This window comes from Bartonella sp. SL320, from assembly GCF_059687635.1.
Map to the genome: position 1 here is coordinate 1527284 of NZ_CM185143.1, position 14610 is coordinate 1541893.

13 protein-coding genes are annotated in these 14610 nt (G+C 37.8%); 6 read left to right on the forward strand and 7 right to left on the reverse strand.

The window, feature by feature from the left end; genetic code table 11:
- The first annotated feature begins 32 nt into the window (after window positions 1-32).
- Window positions 33-815, forward strand: a complete 783-nt coding sequence (gene pgeF, locus AC6ER8_RS06310; protein WP_497077867.1) for a peptidoglycan editing factor PgeF — start codon at window positions 33-35, stop codon at window positions 813-815.
- 608 nt (window positions 816-1423) lie between these two features.
- Window positions 1424-2356 carry a ribose-phosphate pyrophosphokinase gene (locus tag AC6ER8_RS06315; RefSeq protein WP_497077868.1) on the forward strand — a complete coding sequence of 311 codons (933 nt, stop codon included), beginning with the start codon at window positions 1424-1426 and terminating at the stop codon, window positions 2354-2356.
- Here the strand turns inward: AC6ER8_RS06315 and AC6ER8_RS06320 are convergent.
- On the reverse strand, window positions 2353-3858 hold the full coding sequence (locus AC6ER8_RS06320) for a helicase HerA domain-containing protein (protein WP_497077869.1): 1506 nt from the start codon (window positions 3856-3858) through the stop codon (window positions 2353-2355). The two genes, AC6ER8_RS06315 and AC6ER8_RS06320, sit on opposite strands and share 4 nt — an antisense overlap.
- 287 nt (window positions 3859-4145) lie before the next feature.
- Between AC6ER8_RS06320 and AC6ER8_RS06325 the strand changes: the two genes are divergently transcribed.
- Both AC6ER8_RS06325 and pth read left to right on the forward strand, forming a co-directional pair.
- Entirely contained in the window at window positions 4146-4775 is a 630-nt protein-coding gene (locus AC6ER8_RS06325) for a 50S ribosomal protein L25/general stress protein Ctc (protein WP_497077870.1), read from the forward strand.
- Window positions 4776-4851: 76 nt separating this feature from the next.
- On the forward strand, window positions 4852-5433 hold the full coding sequence (gene pth / locus AC6ER8_RS06330; protein ID WP_497077871.1) for an aminoacyl-tRNA hydrolase: 582 nt from the start codon (window positions 4852-4854) through the stop codon (window positions 5431-5433).
- A 392-nt stretch (window positions 5434-5825) separates the two neighbouring features.
- On the opposite strand, the gene AC6ER8_RS06335 is transcribed toward pth, so the two are convergent.
- Window positions 5826-6569 carry a L,D-transpeptidase gene (locus tag AC6ER8_RS06335; RefSeq protein ID WP_497077872.1) on the reverse strand — a complete coding sequence of 248 codons (744 nt, stop codon included), beginning with the start codon at window positions 6567-6569 and terminating at the stop codon, window positions 5826-5828.
- Between the two features lie 255 nt (window positions 6570-6824).
- Between AC6ER8_RS06335 and ychF the strand changes: the two genes are divergently transcribed.
- Window positions 6825-7928, forward strand: a complete 1104-nt coding sequence (ychF, locus tag AC6ER8_RS06340; protein WP_497077873.1) for a redox-regulated ATPase YchF — start codon at window positions 6825-6827, stop codon at window positions 7926-7928.
- A gap of 157 nt (window positions 7929-8085) precedes the next feature.
- Here ychF and AC6ER8_RS06345 read toward each other — a convergent pair whose 3' ends face one another.
- From AC6ER8_RS06345 to petA, 4 genes are all read right to left on the reverse strand, one after another.
- Window positions 8086-8526: a PRC-barrel domain-containing protein gene (locus tag AC6ER8_RS06345; RefSeq protein WP_497077874.1), complete on the reverse strand. Its 441-nt coding sequence runs from the start codon at window positions 8524-8526 to the stop codon at window positions 8086-8088.
- Between the two features lie 119 nt (window positions 8527-8645).
- On the reverse strand, window positions 8646-9551 hold the full coding sequence (locus tag AC6ER8_RS06350) for a cytochrome c1 (RefSeq protein ID WP_497077875.1): 906 nt from the start codon (window positions 9549-9551) through the stop codon (window positions 8646-8648).
- The gene (locus AC6ER8_RS06355; RefSeq protein WP_497077876.1) at window positions 9545-10801 is read right to left on the reverse strand and encodes a cytochrome b; all 1257 of its coding nucleotides are present in this window, start codon (window positions 10799-10801) and stop codon (window positions 9545-9547) included. The genes AC6ER8_RS06350 and AC6ER8_RS06355 overlap by 7 nt, the downstream gene beginning before the upstream one ends.
- A gap of 4 nt (window positions 10802-10805) precedes the next feature.
- Window positions 10806-11354: a ubiquinol-cytochrome c reductase iron-sulfur subunit gene (petA, locus tag AC6ER8_RS06360; protein ID WP_497077877.1), complete on the reverse strand. Its 549-nt coding sequence runs from the start codon at window positions 11352-11354 to the stop codon at window positions 10806-10808.
- A gap of 757 nt (window positions 11355-12111) precedes the next feature.
- Here petA and AC6ER8_RS06365 point away from each other — a divergent pair.
- Window positions 12112-12588, forward strand: coding sequence for a tRNA (cytidine(34)-2'-O)-methyltransferase (locus AC6ER8_RS06365; protein WP_497077878.1), 477 nt, complete (start codon window positions 12112-12114; stop codon window positions 12586-12588).
- A gap of 730 nt (window positions 12589-13318) precedes the next feature.
- Here AC6ER8_RS06365 and AC6ER8_RS06370 read toward each other — a convergent pair.
- The gene (locus AC6ER8_RS06370) at window positions 13319-14569 is read right to left on the reverse strand and encodes a CCA tRNA nucleotidyltransferase (protein WP_497077879.1); all 1251 of its coding nucleotides are present in this window, start codon (window positions 14567-14569) and stop codon (window positions 13319-13321) included.
- Window positions 14570-14610 lie beyond the last annotated feature (41 nt).

Consider the following 14610-nt stretch of genomic DNA (forward strand, 5'->3'; position numbering starts at 1 on the left):
CTACTTCCAATAATCCCCATCAAGGAACTTTTATGAAACCTGTCCTTCATCCTATCCTTGCAAAAGATCTTTCTACTTTACGCCTTTATGGAATAAAACATGGATTTTTTACACGTCAAGGTGGTATTTCAAAAAAACTTTATCATAGTCTTAATGTTGGAAAAAGTTCAAATGATCATCCTGACCATATTGCGCACAACCGTCTTTTGATCGCTGATTATTTTGCTATTGAGGCACACAATCTTGTCACAGTTAATCAAATACATTCCTGTAACGTTGTCGTCGTTGATCAAGCAATTGTCGGAGATCTTCCTCAAGCAGATGCTCTTGTTACGACCACCCAAAAACTTGCTATTGGGGTTCTTACAGCAGATTGTGGCCCCATTCTATTTGCTGATCCACAAGCTGGAGTCATCGCCGCAACGCATGCTGGCTGGCGCGGAAGCTTAAATGGAATTATCGAGAAAACAATTGCTATTATGGAACAACAAGGCGCTAAAAGGCAATCAATAACAGCAGTGCTGGGACCTTGTATTGGCCCTTGCCACTATGAAGTCACAGGTGAGTTTTACAATCAATTTATTGAGTCTCATAGCAAATTTCAAAAATATTTTTTAAAAACAAAAAAAGTCAATCACTTTTACTTTAATCTGTGGGAATTTATTATCAATCAACTTAAAGAAGCAGGGGTTAATGCTTCTTGTGTAGAGCTTTGTACCTATCAAGATGAACAGCGTTTTTTTTCTTATCGACGAGCAACACACCGCGATGAGCCTGATTATGGACGGCAAATGTCTGCTATTATGCTGCAATAAAAGATAAATATTTCTTCATTCATAAAAAGATCAAAACAGCAAAGAAATAAGTAAGTCCCTTTATGGCTTTTTCACAAAATTCTCGTCGGCTTCATAAAGCAAAAAAACTGTAGCTATTATAAAACAATTGCTCTCTTTTTTACTATTTGATTATCATTATTTCTAACAAAATAATTATTCGGATACGCCCTATCCTTTACCTCAAACATGAAATACTATTTATATGAAAGCTGTTTTTTATAAATAACTCTAGAAAAAGCCAATCAACATTGAATGAACATTTTAAGATAAAAAAATCCTCATAACCTCTCCTTTTTTTTACAACAAATATATGTTGCAGAAATTTACAACAAAAAAAAATAAATAAATCATTCTCTATCGCACATTCTCATCCGTACCAATTAAATCACATCCTTTGTTTTTTGTTACAATTTCAAGAATTAACTCTACAAAGAACAAAAATTTTGGAAAAAGAGAAAGCACGCCGCATAGTTCTTTAATAGTAATCAATAAAATTGTAAGGCTTTTGTAATTGTTTTCTTGCAATTTAGTAAAAAGAAATTAAAAACCGTGTCGCATTCTCACCATGATTATTCAGAGGTCCTACTATGAAACTTTTCTGCGGAAATTCTAATCCACGCCTAGCCGAAGATGTTACAAATTATTTAAATATTCCCTTAGGAAGAGCAACTGTAAAGCGTTTTGCTGATCAAGAAATTTTCGTAGAGTTACATGAAAATGTACGTGGACAAGATGTTTTTGTTTTGCAATCCACATCTTATCCGGCAAATGATCATTTGATGGAACTGCTTATCATGATTGATGCCCTTCGTCGTTCTTCTGCGCGTCGTATTACAGCGGTTATTCCTTATTTTGGCTATGCCCGACAAGATAGGAAACCTGGACCACGGACTCCTATTTCTGCAAAACTTGTTGCTAACCTCATTACTGAAGCAGGCGCCCATCGGGTTTTAACATTGGATCTTCATGCAGGACAAATTCAAGGTTTTTTCGATATCCCCACAGATAATCTCTATGCTGTTCCTGTCATTGCTCGCGATGTCAAAGTGCATTATTCTCTTGAAAATGTTATTGTTGTTTCACCGGATGTGGGAGGGGTGGTCCGCGCTCGCTCGCTCGCTAAGCGCTTGAACAGTTTACTTGCTATTGTTGATAAACGTCGCGAACGCCCTGGTGAATCAGAAGTTATGAATATTATTGGAGATGTATCAGGAAAAGATTGTCTTTTGCTGGATGATATTGTTGATTCAGGGGGAACTTTATGCAATGCAGCAAGCGCTCTGCTTAAACATGGTGCCAATAGTGTCACAGCTTATATCACCCACGGTGTTCTTTCTGGTAGTGCTATTGAACGCATTACCCATTCAGAAATGAAAGAACTCGTTATTACAGATTCAATTATGCCAACAGGGGCCATTGAGAAAGCCCATAATATTCGCGTTTTGCCCATTGCTGATCTCATTGGAGAAGCAATCGCCAGAACAGCAGCAGAGCAATCCGTTTCCAGCTTATTTGGTTAAAGTGGTTCCTTAGGATCTCCTGGTGCTGTTTCGACACCAAGGTTGGGAAATGCAACAATACGTTGTCCACTAAAATGCGTATGAATAACAATGAGTCCACGCTCTTCGAAATAGGTTAAAAGTCGACGTGCACGGCTTAAAGAATGTGTCCCATAAAGACGGGCCAAAAATGCATCGGATGGGCACGGCTTTCCGCCTAATGCAGCCTGTGCCACATTCAAGAAAACGCCTTGAACATCATCTTCCAAGCTTTCTGATATCTGCAAAATATGTTTCCAATGTTCACTGACAGCGGTTTGTTCATCAACAAAAGCTTGCGCAATAGCCAATTTACGCCGAAATTGTGAAAGATTAAAAGGAACCTTTGACATACCATGGATACGGCAACGAACTGAAAAGTCTTGATAAAGTACCGCTGTTGAACGATAAAAAGCCTCAGGATCCTCCAGAATTTCCCGAATAACTTGTTCTGCTTGACTGTCACGCTCAACATCAGAAAGTTCAGGAAATAAGCTTGGGGTTTCTTCCAATATTTCTTGTTTTTTATGCACGACCTCTTCTAACATCTCGTGCATTGATTTTTCTCTCACCGGCTCTCGTGTTTGTTTAAATGGTGTTAAAATTTCCTCTGGTGAAGCCGTAAAAACGAGTTCTTGTACATCTATATCATCCCGCTCTGTTGGAAGTGGCATTAATTTAGGACTAGAAGAGCGTGCCAAAGTTTCAACCGAACCAATGATGATTGGTAAGGGGCGCCGTGATAAAGCAGGGCCTAAAGCAATAAAATGTCCCCGCTCAAGGTCTCTAAACATTTCCGCTTGACGACGCTCCATTCCCAAAAGATCAGCCGCCCGCACCATGTCGATATCTAGAAAAGTCCGCCCTATTAAAAAATTTGAAGCTTCAGCAGCAACATTTTTGGCAAGCTTAGCTAAACGTTGTGTTGCAATAACACCAGCAAGCCCCCGTTTCCGTCCTCGACACATAAGATTGGTCATAGCACTCAGAGAAATTTTACGTGCTTCATCGGAAACTTCTCCTGCTGCAGTTGGAGCAAACAATTGTGCTTCATCAACAACAACAAGCATAGGATACCAATAATCACGTTCCACATCAAAAAGTGCTCCAAGAAAAGCCCCCACAGCACGCATCTGTTGTTCAGTATCCAATCCTTCAAGATTAAACACCACCGAAACCCGATGTTGTCGAATGCGATGTGCAATACGCGTTAACTCTAATTCGCTGCGTTGAGCCTCTACAATAACATGACCAAACTTATCTGCCAAAGTTACAAAATCGCCTTCTGGATCAATTACACAATGCTGTACCCACTGAGCACTTTGTTCTAAAAGACGGCGTAAAAGATGTGATTTTCCTGAACCGGAATTTCCTTGTACAAGAAGACGTGTCGCCAATAATTCTTCCAGATCAAGAAGTGCTGGCATCGATTTATGCAAAGCACGACTTTCTGACATCTCACCCAAGGCAATATCAACCTTCATAACATCTCCAGTGTTTAATTTTAAACATATCAGCGCCTATTGGTTGATTCTCCATCCGCACCGCAATTTGTAACATTTCCTCCTTTTTAACGGTAGAAATCATCGATTTTTCCCACAACTCTTGCATCTATGAATAGTTTGAATTATAGAACAGACTTCTGCGTAGACACCCTTGGAGGCAACGCAGAATGGAGCAATTGCTGTTTATCAGTAAATATCTTCATATCCATGCAAAAACTGTTATTGTTTTTGAAGGATCTCCAATCATGTAAATAAGGACTTAAATTATGAGTAAAAGCTACACTCTTAAGGCCGAAAAACGCGAGCGGGTTGGTAAGGGGTCCTCCCGTGAACTTCGCCGCAACGGTCTTATTCCTGCTGTCATTTATGGTGAAAAACAACCTCCTTTGGCAATAACAGTTCCCTATAAGGAAATTTTTTATAAAATTCACGCCGGTGGTTTTCGTACTACTGTTGCAACAATTGTTCTCGGCAAGCAAAAAATTATGGTCTTGCCAAAAGATTATCAATTAGACCCTGTGCGTGACTTTCCCCTCCATGTCGATTTCTTGCGCATTTCAGCAAAATCTGTTGTGGAAGTCAACATTCCTGTCCACTTCCTCAATGAAGATACAGCACCTGGAATTAAAAAGGGTGGTGTCCTCAATATTGTTCGGCACGAAATTGAATGTATGGCTCCAGCAAATGCTATTCCTGAAGCCATTGAAATTGATCTCTCCAGCTACTCTATTGGTGATTCTATTCACATTTCAGCTGTACAACTACCAAAAGATGTGACGCCTATCATCCAAGATCGAGATTTTACCATTGCAACCATTGCAGCTCCTGCTACCTTGGAGATCAGTGATGAAACTCCTGAACAAGAAAATGATGAAGACGATACACAAACTTCATAAAAATCAACAGGCGGGAATATTTCCCGCCTTCATTTATCAGATATTTTCCTCCCTCATACTTTGAGAAAAGGTACACATGTGGCTTATTGCTGGTCTTGGCAATCCTGGTTTACAATATCAAAATAACCGCCATAATATCGGTTTTATGGCTATCGATGCCATTTATCAGTCTTTTCCTTTTTCTCCATGGTCTAAGAAATTTCAAGCAGAAATCTCCAATGGTTTCATAAATAATGAGAAAATTTTTCTTATAAAACCGCAAACTTTTATGAATCTTTCTGGTCAAGCTATTGGTGAAGCTTTGCGATTTTATAAATTAGACTTGAAGAATTTAATCATTATTTATGATGAATTAGATCTGTCTCCGGGAAAAGTTCGTGTAAAAATCGGAGGTGGAAGTAATGGACATAATGGTATTAAGTCTATTGATGCCCATTGTGGCACTGATTATTGTCGTCTCCGTATAGGAATTGGTCATCCTGGAAGAAAAGAGCTTGTTCATCAGCATGTTTTAGGAAATTTTACCAAATCTGATCAAGAATGGTTATCCCCCCTCTTAAAAGCAATTGCAAAAAATATTGCTCTTCTCATAAAAGATGATCAATCCCTCTTTATGAATGAAATTTCACAAACGATAAAAAGTAAAAACTTACTCTAAAAGCTTATTTTCTCTCATCAGTAGAAAATCAACACTTCTCTATGGGGTTTATATAACCTGTTGATTTATAACCATTATTTTTATAAATTGAATATCATAAGATTTATACAAATCTATTAATCATGGAAAAATCAAACCCTTTGACTTACACCTTACAAGTTGGAAGACATAGAAGACATAATTAATAAAAACTCTCGAAAAGAGAAAAAAACATCTCTTATGCATCTTCTCAAAGGAAAAAGCTTCTGACAACATAAGAACCTGATAAATGGAATAATGATACTTGTATACCTTTTTAAAAAAGAGAGGTTTATTCTCTCTTTTGGAAGAAAGAGAAGATTGAAGATAAAACCGATATACTCAAGTGGCTTGCTTCAATCTTCTCTCTAAAGTTAATAAAAATCATTTGGTTGAATGGTTGACTGCAGCGGATCGTACCCATTTGCTTGTTGACTATAAACTCTAGGTGTACTCTCATTTTTTTGCAAGACCACAACACGCGAACCAATGGGAACACGATCATAAAGATCAATAATATCTTGATTAAGCAAACGAATACATCCGCTTGAAATAGCATGCCCAATGGACCAAGATTCGTGTGAACCATGAATACGGAAAAGTGTATCTTTTCCATTTTTGAAAAGATAAAGTGCTCGCGCACCTAATGGGTTATCAGGTCCTGGTGGCATTCCTTTCCCCAAATGACCATAACGTTCTGGTTCTCGCGCCATCATGGCTGCAGTAGGAGCCCAATTTGGCCACCGACGCTTGCGCTGGACAACCCCCTCACCTTCAAATGCTAGGCCTTCCTTACCCACTCCAATCCCATAGCGTAAAGCTTTTCCATTTTCACCAATAAGGTAGAGAAAACATTCTTGCGTATCAATAACCAATGTTCCAGGGGGATAAGATGTATAATAAATCACTTCTTGTCGCCAAAACTTTGGATCAATTTTTGCAAGATCAATAGCAGGTAACGGATAAGTTTCATTGGTCACAGGACCGTACAAAGCCTGTATTTCTGGTGGAATGTATCGAGCTTGTTGAACAGAAGCCGATGACAGATCTAATCGATGTGTAGCACATCCAGACAAAGCTAAAAGTGCTGCAATTAAAAAGGCATAACGAGATAACACTCTTCTATTTTCTCCGATTCATTGTTTATGCAAATTTGCCTACCATGAAAAACTTAGCACACTATTAACATTAACTCGAAGTTTTCTTAAATTATCTAAGATAAGAAAAACTTTAAAAGGTAAAAAAGCAGATTATTCATTGCTGTAGACTTTTTTCTCACTTATCGTAATACAAGACTATAACTCTTTTGAAAATATGCTATAAAAACGAAGTTTTATTTTCGTCCATAAAATCAACAGAAAAGAAAGACTCTCATGGGCTTTAAATGCGGTATTGTCGGATTACCTAATGTTGGGAAATCAACTCTTTTTAATGCATTAACAAAAACAGCTACTGCACAAGCTGCCAATTATCCTTTTTGTACCATTGAACCTAATACCGGTGAAGTTGCGGTTCCAGATTTGCGAATGGAAAAAATTGCATCAATTGCTGGTTCGAAAGAACTGATTCCTACACGTATTAACTTTGTTGATATTGCGGGGCTTGTAAGAGGTGCTTCAAAAGGCGAAGGTTTAGGGAACAAATTTTTAGCCAATATTCGCGAAGTCGATGCCATTATCCACGTTTTACGCTGTTTTCAAGACGAAGATATTACCCATGTAGAAGGACGTATTGATCCTATTTCTGATGCTACAACGGTTGAAACTGAACTCATGCTAGCAGACCTGGAAAGTCTAGAGAGACGAATCGTACAAACCCGTAAACGAGCAACTGGAAAGGACAAAGAAGCTCTCACAATTCTACCCGTTATGGAAAAAGCATTAAATATCCTGCAAAAAGGAAATCCTGTCCGGTTATTACTCAAAGATATCTCCTTAGATGAACACCACATTTTGAAAAATTTAAATCTTTTAACCTCCAAGCCTGTGCTTTATGTTTGCAATGTAAGCGAAAATGATGCTGCTCATGGAAATAACTTTACCCAAACCGTTGAAAAAATGGCAACAGAGCAAAATGCGCAAAGCATTATCATTTCTGCTTCTATCGAAGCGGAAATCACACAATTGAGTGAAGCTGAAGCATCAGAATATCTCGATGCTCTAGGACTCTTTGAACCAAGTTTAAATCGCCTCATTCGCGCTGGTTACCATTTGCTTGATCTTATCACTTACTTCACCTGTGGACCTAAAGAAACACGAGCCTGGACAATTACACGCGGTACAAAAGCTCCCCAAGCCGCCGGCGTTATTCACTCAGATTTTGAGCGCGGCTTCATTCGTGCCCAAACCATCAGCTACAATGATTATATTACTCTAGGGGGAGAAAGCGGTGCAAAAGAGGCAGGCAAAGCCCGTGATGAAGGAAAAGAATACATTGTGCAAGATGGCGATATCATGTTATTTAAACATAATACTTAAATCTTCACTCTTCCTTAATATTTTATCTTGAAGATTTTGTCGTAAGTTCATAGAGGATTGTTGTAAGAACTCCTAAAGTTCTCCTGAACAAAAAGTAGTTGCTACCATATTATGATGATAGCAACCTCTTTATTCATTAAAAAATAGAAATATAAGGTTAGTGTGCCCAACGACCTTCGTATTTAAATGTTGGAGCATTCTTTAGGGAATCCTTTGTTGCGTTTGTAATAAGTTTCCACTTACCATAATCATTTGTCATCTGTATTGTTTCTGGAGAAACGACCACATAACTCTCGCCTATGCCAAGGAAGCCGCCAACAGCAATCACAAACCCCGCAATATTATTTTCACGTAAAATAATATCTTTTACTTCACCAATATTTTCATCTTCTATATTATAAACCTCGGCACCTATAAGGCTGGAAGCAACAAAATCCGTTGCTAAAGGTGTCACATAACGCACAGACTTATCGATCCCTACCTGTACAATACCTGTCGAAGAAATCACTTCAGGTTTAGAAGGCACTTCAAAAGACTGAGCATAAGTACTAGAAACCATCAAAATTGACATAAGAGTAGTACATATAGTTTTTTTCATTTTAACATCTCCGTTTTTACTTTGCTTTTACTTTACAAAAGCTCAATGCATCATAAACCGATTTGTTCCTTATGCTCTCTATACCCTTCATACTCTCTAATCTTTCAAGAACAGTCACTTTATCCTTTTTTCTCTATTCCATCTTTTGTTTTTTTTTCAAACTCTTCCTCTAAATCATACCAAATACGATTTTTTAAGATATAAACGAGCCCTGCAAAAATGATTAAAAATAAAATAACACGAAAACCGGTTTTTTTACGAATTTCCATATGAGGATCAGCAGCCCACATCAAAAAAGCAGAAACATCGCGCGCGTAATGTTCAACAGTTTCTGGGGTTCCATCTTCATAAGCAACCACACCATCACTTAAAGGAGGCGCCATAGTTAAAGCGTTACTGGCAATAAAATAAGGATTATACCAATAACCATCCACAATTTTTATATTCTTTGGCGCCTCCTGATATCCTGTTAAAAGAGCTGTAATATAATCTGGGCCAGCCGTATCATAATGAGTCAATACATCAGTAATTAAAGCAGGAAATGGCAAAGATACGCCTCGTGCACGTGCCATCAATGATAAATCTGGAGGATAAGCACCATTTAAAGCAAATCTTGCTTCTTCTTCATACGCCAAGGGAGAAGGAAAATAATCCGTTACCCCTCCAGGACGTTTAAAAATTTTTCCTTCTCGATTAGGACCATCGCGCACTTCATATTGTGCCGCCAAAGCTTTAATCTGTTCTTGATCATAGCCCAGAGCCTTTAAATGGCGAAAAGACACATATTTTAATCCATGGCAGCTGGAGCAAACTTGTTTATAAACCTTTAATCCACGCCGCAATTGCGCCTTATCATAGAATCCAAATGGACCTGAAAAACTCCATTCTTGTTTTTTAGGAATCTGTAGAGGAAAAGAAATAAATTCCTCTTCTTGATCGGATCGATCAGAGACATCACTCGCTAAACTCTGAACAGAAAAGTTCATAGCAATAATAATAATCAGTCCCACAAAAACATTTACCATAGTCTCTTTTTTTTCTGTTTTAGATCTTGCATAATTGACGATGGAAGAGCAGGACTTTTTTCAAATGCTGGCAAAGTCGGCAGAATAACCAAAAAGAATATAAAATAATAAACCGTAGCCAATTGCGTCCATAAAAGAATTGCGTCACTTATTTCTCTTGACCCCAGCCAACCAAGAAAAACAACATCAAAAACCAACGCCCAAAAGAAAATTTTATAAACAGGTCGATACCTTGCTGAACATATTTTAGAGCGATCTAACCATGGAACAAAAATTAAAACACAAATCGAACTGATGAAGAGAACAAAACCTACAAAAGTTGAAGAAAAAATACCAATATCAAAAGTTATCGCACGCAACATGGCATAAAAAGGCAAAAAATACCATTCTGGAACCACACGAAGAGGTGCCTTTAAAGGATCGGCGACATTATAATTTTCAGCCTGCCCCATATAATCGGGCATATAAAACAAAAACCAAGCAAAAAAGATCAAAAAAACAGTAATGGCAAAAATATCTTTGATAAGCGCATAGGGTGAAAACGGAACTATTTCTTTATCTGATTGCACAACAAGACCCGTTGGATTTCCTTGCCCAACACAGTGGATTGCCCAAATATGAAGCCCCACAAAAAGAAGCAAAACAAAGGATAAAACATAATGGAAAACATAAAAACGATTCAATGTTGGTTGTCCTACACCATAACCACCAAGGAGTATTTCATGCAACCATGTCCCCACCAAAGGTATCGTTTTGAAAAGCCCTGCAATCACTGAAGCGGCTGAAATAGACATCATCCCCCAAACAAGCACATAACCAAAAAATGCAATTGCCATCATGATGATATAAATCAAAATTCCTGTGATCCACACCATTTCTCGCATATTTTTATAAGAACCATAATAAAGTCCGCGTGCCAAATGGATATAAACGGCAATAAAAAAAAACGAAGAGCCTACACTATGCCATGGACGAAAAAGCCAACCAAACTGACCTTCACGTCGAAATCGTTCACCCGTTTCAAAAGCCAAATGAATATCTGGAACATAATGCAATGACAGAACAAGACCAGTCAAAAGCTGTGATAAAAGCATAATGGTCAAAATACCGCCAAATGTATAAAAGTAATTAAGATTACGTGGAATAGGGAAAATCACAAATGCATTATAAAAAAAACGGGGAAGAGGCAAACGCTTATCCAACCAACGGGAAAGAGCATTTTTAGGACAATAGGGAGGAAACCTTGTCATAACCTTATCCTATTTTGAGCAAAGTATCAGAAAGAAATTGGTAAGGTGGAATAGCTAAATTATAGTTTGCTGGACCTGATCGCACTCTTCCGGCGGTATCATAAACAGACCCGTGACACGGGCACAACCACCCTCCAAATTTACCTGATTGCCCAAGTGTCACACAACCTAGATGCGTACAAAGGTTAATGACAATAAGCCAATTTTCACGCCCTTTACCTGCTGAACGTGCCAAGTCTGTCGCTTCTTTTTCCCCTCCAAGATTAGGATTGCGGGCTTGACGATCTTTTAGAAGATTTAAATTCGTAGCACGTGCATCAGCAATTTCTTTTGCCGTACGGTTTCGAATAACAACAGGCTGTCCTCGCCATTTTACCGTCACCGACATCCCCTCTTCAATACCTGAAAGATCAACCTCAACAGAAGAGGATGCCAGAACAGCTTCATCTGGACGCAACTGACGAATAAAAGGCCACGCGACCACCCCCATCCCAACGGCTCCTGCAACAGCCGTTACCAAAAACAGAAAATCCCGTCTCGTCTGCTCACCCATTGCCTTAACTTTAAAGAGATACTTTGCTAAACTATTTTTTTATCATACCCTCTTCTATTGTACAATGCTTAGATTACTTCGTTGCCTTCCCCCATGAAAATAGCCCCATCAAACAAACATGCCATTTATACGAGTTATACAAGAAACTGATTTAATAATGATAACTTGCCATTTTAAAGAGTAAGTATAATCCCAAAATACCCTGATTTTCTTTTATTTCAAACCTATTCATATTCAATCAATCACCCCCTTCTCTGATGTGAGATAAACGGAAAGAGCGTGTAAACAAACACTCTTCAAAAATTTGTCTTGTTATCATCAGATCTCAACCAATAAGTTTAAATTTATTAGCTAACTCTTTAATAAACTTATACTATCTCTCCATCTCCCAAACTCAACTTGTTGTAGCATGAGTACTTTTTCTGTTTCCTCTTGATACATAAACAGCATCTTTTGTCGATTTTAACTAGAACGAATGATCCAACCTCTTTAAATATCCTACTTTTTACCATAAATTGAATATCGTACTTTTCACTATAATGAGCCAATCTATTTTATGGATCGCTCAATCAAAGAAGTTCATAATAGAAGCTTCTCTCTCATCTCAAAAAAAATCTTTAACCGTAACTTTTTTCCTGAAATTTAAAAAATGCATACAAGCTCAATGCGAAAACGATATATTTCTCAATTATATTTTTTTAGAATAAATTATAGCACTTCTTTACAACGTCGAAAAAAAAATCATACTACAGAGAACATGACACTTCATATTGCTCTTTTCCAACCTGACATTGCTGGTAATACCGGAACGATTTTGCGTCTTAGTGCTTGTTTTGGTTTACATGTACACATTATTGAACCCGCAGGCTTTAATCTGTCGGATCGTAATCTCAAACGTGCAGGATTGGATTATCTCGAATATGCTTCCTTAGAACGACATATTGATTGGCAACATTTTTTAAGCTCCATGAAACACTTTAACCGCCGTCTTTTGCTTTTAAGTACAAAAGCAAAAACATGCTATACGCAGATAAGCTACCAGAAAAATGATGTTTTACTTTTTGGTCGTGAATCAGCTGGAGTCCCCGACTATGTTCATAAATCTGCCGATTACACATTGAAAATTCCCATGCAACCACAGGCACGCTCTCTCAATCTTGCTATGAGCGTAGCCATAACAACAGGAGAAGCACTGCGCCAAATTGGTTATTATGAAGGAAACTGTCATCTGTAAAAACATAATCATTCTATCAAAGCTTGAATAGAATGATCAAAATGCATGAACTCTGGTTTTCAAATAAGTAGAAAAAATTCACCTTTCAAGAATTTTATAAATCTTAAAAGCACATACTTTTCAACAATATTCTTGGAATAAAGCCTACAAGCTATCATATAAATAACAGTTAAAGCATATAATATCTGCTATTTTCCAATAATCAAGTGCTGAAAAATAAACAGCGATAAGCTTATAATGCTCAAAAATAAGAAAAAAACTTAACTAAAGTCACTTTATCACAAAGTACAAAACGCCATTGTATTGCTCATTCATACACTTGTTAAAATAAACTTTTCTTAGATCCATCACATCCATTTCGTACCACGCCTATCAATGATATAAATATCCCTCGTGCATAGTAAAAAAAAACATTGGGCATCCTACTCTCTCATACTTAATAAATATGCAAGTCAGCCTCTTCACAATCTGTGCCCGCTTAAAAGTTTTTTCCCTATTTTAAGTTGAGTCATAAGAAGCATTTTTTCTCCCTATAATCGTTTTTTTCACACGACTTCCCCGCTTATGACACATTAAGACTGTCATTGTGATTAATTTAATATGAACAGACTATAAGATAACCTTACAATATTCGGCACTCTTATCTCATGTGAATAATGATAAATTATTATCAATGAATATGTTAACTTAACAAGTAAAAAACTCACGCATTTATAAACAAACAATATTATCAATCAATTTTTTCTAATAATGTATGGCGATCCATTAAAAATCCGTTTTCAACCCATATCATTTCTAGCTCTTTAAGCTTTTTTCCTAAAAGGACACCTTTTGAAAAACCCTTTTTTATTAAATCATTACCATTAATGGGAAAAGTTGGAATTTGCCATTTTTGAGCCAGTTGATAAAGCTTGAGATAATCTTCTCTTTTTTGTACAATATCCTTTTTTTCTAGAGTATCGGCATGTAATGCAGCAACAGACAAAGATAATTGATCTAAAACCGGCTGTTTCCCATGAAAATAAAGCAATTTTTGTACAAAATGATCAGAACAGTTTGGGCTTATTATTTCTAATTCTGCCCATTCCTTTAACCGCGTTGTTTCTTTATGGGAAAAACGCAAGCGCTGTGCCATGTCATGAAGACGTATAGGGTCAGGAGGAAGAAGACTTTCTAGCCGTAAAAGTGGATCAACTTTCCAACCAAGCATCTGTTCTGTTTTTACCAATGCGTGAATTGCATCAATGCCCCATTTTTCTGTTTCAGGAAAAATGAGTGACAAAATTCTGCTTTGTCGCATCCATAAAAGGGCCCGTGTTGGGTCACAAGCTAAAAGAAGCTTTTTCATTTCTGCCCAAATACGCTCAGAAGACAGTTTTTCTAAACCGTGTTTTAAACGAACACATGCCTTCAACCCTTGCCCATCAGGTCGCCCTGCTCCATACCACGCAAAAAAGCGAAAAAAACGTAGAATACGCAAATAATCTTCGCTAATACGATTTTCTGCAACACCGATAAAACGAACTGTTCGGCTCGCAATATCATTTAAACCTCCCACGTCATCATAAAGGTTGCCATCTGCATCACAATAAAGCGCGTTTATCGTAAAATCCCGCCGTTCAGCATCTTTTTTCCAATCACGACCAAAGGCTACTTTTGCATGACGACCATCCGTCTCAATATCGCTGCGAAGCGTTGTGACCTCATAAGAACACGAATGCGTAACTACTGTTATGGTACCAAAAGCAATCCCTGTAGGAATAGCTTTAAATCCTGCGTTTTCTACACGCGTTATAACTTGTTGCGGCAAGCAGGTTGTCGCAATATCAATATCACTAATAGGCTGACCTAGCAGTTGATTGCGCACCGCTCCCCCTACAATACGCGCCTCTTCCCCCTCTAAAGATAGAACACGAAGAAGTGTTTGGATATCATTTTTTTGTAACCACGCAACCTGTTTGAAGTTCTGCCTTATATTCACCCTTTAACCTTTCAAAAAAGTTGTTTCCCTTATCTTAAAGA

Bases quoted from the DNA above. Each gene is read 5' to 3' on its own strand.
- pgeF (WP_497077867.1), top strand. From the start codon at position 33: ATGAAACCTGTCCTTCATCCTATCCTTGCAAAAGATCTTTCTACTTTA.
- AC6ER8_RS06315 (WP_497077868.1), top strand. From the start codon at position 1,424: ATGAAACTTTTCTGCGGAAATTCTAATCCACGCCTAGCCGAAGATGTT.
- AC6ER8_RS06320 (WP_497077869.1), bottom strand. From the start codon at position 3,858: ATGAAGGTTGATATTGCCTTGGGTGAGATGTCAGAAAGTCGTGCTTTG.
- AC6ER8_RS06325 (WP_497077870.1), top strand. From the start codon at position 4,146: ATGAGTAAAAGCTACACTCTTAAGGCCGAAAAACGCGAGCGGGTTGGT.
- pth (WP_497077871.1), top strand. From the start codon at position 4,852: ATGTGGCTTATTGCTGGTCTTGGCAATCCTGGTTTACAATATCAAAAT.
- ychF (WP_497077873.1), top strand. From the start codon at position 6,825: ATGGGCTTTAAATGCGGTATTGTCGGATTACCTAATGTTGGGAAATCA.
- AC6ER8_RS06345 (WP_497077874.1), bottom strand. From the start codon at position 8,526: ATGAAAAAAACTATATGTACTACTCTTATGTCAATTTTGATGGTTTCT.
- AC6ER8_RS06350 (WP_497077875.1), bottom strand. From the start codon at position 9,551: ATGGTAAATGTTTTTGTGGGACTGATTATTATTATTGCTATGAACTTT.
- AC6ER8_RS06355 (WP_497077876.1), bottom strand. From the start codon at position 10,801: ATGACAAGGTTTCCTCCCTATTGTCCTAAAAATGCTCTTTCCCGTTGG.
- petA (WP_497077877.1), bottom strand. From the start codon at position 11,354: ATGGGTGAGCAGACGAGACGGGATTTTCTGTTTTTGGTAACGGCTGTT.
- AC6ER8_RS06365 (WP_497077878.1), top strand. From the start codon at position 12,112: ATGACACTTCATATTGCTCTTTTCCAACCTGACATTGCTGGTAATACC.